Raw genomic sequence first — 3,661 nt, 5'->3', positions numbered from 1 at the left:
GTGATGCCCTGGTGTTCGGCTCGGAGCTGAAGGCGCTGTGGCAGCACCCGGATTTCGACAACGATATCGACCGCGATGCGCTGACGCTGCTGCTGCGGCTGGATTACATCCCGGCACCGCACAGCATCCACCAGCGCTGCTACAAGCTGATGCCCGGGCGCGTGCTGCGGCTGGATGCGGCGGCGGTGGCGGCCGGGGCCAGCGCACATCGCCCTGAGCAGGCGCAGCGTCCGTACTGGGACGCGCGCGCGCGCATGCAGGCGGCACTGGCCGCACCGTTCCAGGGCCGCATCGAGGAGGCCGAGGAGCAGCTGGATGGCCTGCTGCGCGATGCCGTGGCGCTGCGCATGGTTGCCGATGTGCCGGTGGGCGTGTTCCTGTCCGGCGGCACCGATTCGTCGCTGGTGGCGGCGCTGATGCAGGCGCAGAGCGGGCAGCCGGTGCACAGCTTCAGCATCGGCTTCAGCGGCTCGCACCACGATGAGGCACCGTTGGCCAGGGAACTGGCTACCCACCTTGGCTGTGATCACACCGAGCTGTATGTCAGTGGCGCCGATGCGCTGGCGGTGGTGCCGCAGCTGCCGGCAATGTTCGACGAACCCTTTGCCGATGCCTCGCAGGTGCCGACCGCGCTGGTCGCCCGCCTCGCCCGCCAGGGCGTGACCGTCGCACTGTCCGGCGATGGCGGCGATGAGCTGTTCTTCGGCTATACCCGCTATGTACGCGCGCTGCGCAACTGGCAGATGCTGGGACGGGTGCCCGCGCCGCTGCGGCGCTGGATGGGCGCGCGTGCGCACCAGCAGGGCGAGGCGTCGCGCACCGGCGGGCTGGCCGCGTTGCTGGCCGAAACCGGCGCACGTGGCATCGGCGATGTGTATCGCAACCGCATCTCGCGCTGGCGCGATCCGGCGGCGGCGGTGATCGGTGCACGCGAGGCGGGCAGCTTCTACGATCTGGCCGATCCGCTGCATGGTGCCGGTACGCCGGCCGACGCGATGATGCTGGCCGACTTCGTCAGCTATCTGCCCGACGATCTGCTGTGCAAGGTCGACCGCACCTCGATGGCGGTCAGCCTGGAGGCACGTGCGCCCTTGCTGGACTGGCGCGTGGCCGAGTTCGCCTGGTCGCTGCCGCTGGGCTTCAAGCGCAGTGAGTCGACCAGCAAGGTGCTGCTCAAGCGCGTGCTGGGGCGGTACGTGCCGCAGTCGATGGTGCACCGGCCCAAGCGTGGATTCGGTGCACCGGTCAGTGATTGGCTGAAGGGCGATCTGAAGCCCTGGGCGGACGAACTGTTGCAGCCGGCGCGACTGGAACGCGAAGGCGTGCTGTCGGCCGCCGCCGTGCAGCCACTGTGGCAGCAGTTCCTGGGCGGCCAGCGCAAGTGGCACACGCACCTGTGGAACGTGCTGATGTTCCAGGCCTGGCAGGACCACTGGCGGCAGGTGCGTGCAGGCGTGAAGCGCGCTTGATCTTCACCGGCGGGGAAGGGCGCGGCGGCTAGGCTGGCCCTCCCGCACCGTGAGGAGTATGTCCTGATGTCCGTCCCCACCATTGCCGTATTCGTCGGCAGCCTGCGCAAGGACTCATGCAACCGCAAGCTGGCCCGCGCGCTGGAGAAACTTGCGGGTGACAAGGCGCGCTTCCAGTACGTGCAGATCGGCGACCTGCCGCTGTACGACCAGGATTTCGACGCCAGCTACCCCGCRCAGGGCACGCGCCTGAAGGACCAGGTACGTGCCGCCGACGCCGTGCTGTTCGTGACCCCCGAGTACAACCGTTCCGTGCCGGGCGTGTTGAAGAATGCCATCGACATCGGCTCGCGCCCCTACGGCGACAGCGCTTTTGCGGGCAAGCCAGCGGCGGTGATCGGTGCTTCCATCGGCCAGATCGGCACGGCGGTGGCCCAGCAGCACCTGCGCAACAGCCTGGCCTTCCTGGACATGCACGTGCTTGGCCAGCCCGAGGCGTTCATCCACTTCAAGGATGGCCTGATCGATGCCGACGGCACGATCCACAACGAGGGCACGCAGACGTTCCTGCAGGGCTATGTGGACCGGTTCCTGGCCCTGATCGCGGTACATGCCAAGGGCGATTGACGCCAGCAGCGGCGGTTCCCATCTGCGATAATGGTCCGCTTCGGGCGTCGCAACGACGCCCGTAGCAGGCAATGCGACGCCCTCGCGCCAGTCTGGACAGGCTCAGGCGGATATCCCCCGTTCTTCCACGGCTTATCCACAGGTTTGTCCATGGCCGCCGGGCTCGGCGCATGCCTACACTCGTCTGGCCCCTTTTGCAGGAAACACCGCAGCATGTCCGCCCGTTCCGGCTTCCGTTCCAACCGCAGAGAGCGCGGCGATGGCTTCGATCGCGATCGCGATGAATCGCGTATCGACCAGTTGCGCGTGCCGCCGCACTCGGTGGAGGCCGAACAGGCGGTGCTGGGTGGCCTGATGCTGGCACCGGAGGCCTACGACCGGGTCAACGACCAGCTGACCGAGGGTGACTTCTACCGCCGCGACCACCAGATGATCTACCGGGCGATCCGCGAGTTGTCCGAGCGCGAGCGCCCCTTCGATGCGGTGACCCTGGGCGAGTGGTTCGAATCGCAGGGCAAGATGGAGCTGGTGGGCGATGGCGCCTATCTGATCGAACTGGCCAGCACCACGCCGTCGGCGGCCAATATCGTGGCCTATGCCGAGATCGTGCGCGACAAGGCGGTGCTGCGGCAGCTGATCCAGGTCGGCACCGACATCGTCAACGATGGTTTCCAGCCCGAGGGGCGCGACAGCAGCGAGCTGCTGTCCGCCGCGGAAAAGAGCGTATTTGCCATCGCCGAGCAGGGCGCGCGCGGCCGTACCGACTTCGTGGCCATGCCCGGTGCGTTGAAGGACGCATTCGAAGAGCTGCGCAACCGCTTCGAGAATGGCGGCAACATCACCGGCCTGCCGACCGGCTATACCGATTTCGATGCGATGACCGCCGGCCTGCAGCCGACCGACCTGATCATCCTTGCCGCGCGTCCTGCGATGGGTAAGACCACCTTCGCCCTGAACATCGCCGAGTACGCGGCGATCAAGTCGAAGAAGGGCGTGGCAGTGTTCTCGATGGAAATGTCCGCATCGCAGCTGGCGATGCGCCTGATCTCGTCCAATGGCCGCATCAACGCGCAGCGCCTGCGTACCGGCCAGCTGGAGGACGAGGACTGGAGCCGGGTAACCGGTGCGATCAAGATGTTGAAGGAAACCAAGATCTTCATCGACGATACGCCGGGCGTGTCGCCGGAGATCCTGCGTTCCAAGTGCCGCCGCCTCAAGCGCGAGCACGACCTGGGCCTGATCGTGATCGACTACCTGCAGCTGATGAGCGTGCCGGGCAACAGCGAGAACCGCGCGACCGAAATTTCCGAGATCTCGCGTTCGCTGAAGGGCCTGGCCAAGGAACTGCACGTGCCGGTCATTGCACTGTCCCAGCTCAACCGCTCGCTGGAAACACGTACCGACAAGCGCCCGGTGATGGCCGACCTTCGCGAATCGGGCGCAATCGAGCAGGATGCGGACATGATCGTCTTCATCTACCGCGACGATTACTACAACAAGGAAAATTCGCCGGACAAGGGCCTGGCCGAGATCATCATCGGCAAGCACCGCGGTGGCCCCACCGG

General features: G+C 66.5%; 3 protein-coding genes. All 3 read left to right on the top strand.

All coding sequences use genetic code 11. The features are described 5' to 3' along the window. Nucleotides 1–1,469 (top strand): asparagine synthetase B family protein (locus AC1DJN_RS21165; protein ID WP_478040108.1); only part of this gene is annotated, 1,469 nt, incomplete at its 5' end. A 66-nt stretch (nucleotides 1,470–1,535) separates the two neighbouring features. Next, entirely contained in the window at nucleotides 1,536–2,096 is a 561-nt protein-coding gene (locus tag AC1DJN_RS21160; RefSeq protein ID WP_033831525.1) for an NADPH-dependent FMN reductase, read from the top strand. A gap of 213 nt (nucleotides 2,097–2,309) precedes the next feature. After that, nucleotides 2,310–3,661, top strand: a 1,352-nt coding sequence (locus AC1DJN_RS21155; RefSeq protein ID WP_478040106.1) for a replicative DNA helicase, incomplete at its 3' end; no start/stop codon positions are given.

The sequence above is a fragment of the Stenotrophomonas sp. 05L414_2 genome (assembly GCF_056397905.1).
The sequence above is the reverse complement of the archived record's forward strand: the minus strand, read 5'-3'. Positions and strand labels throughout refer to the sequence as shown.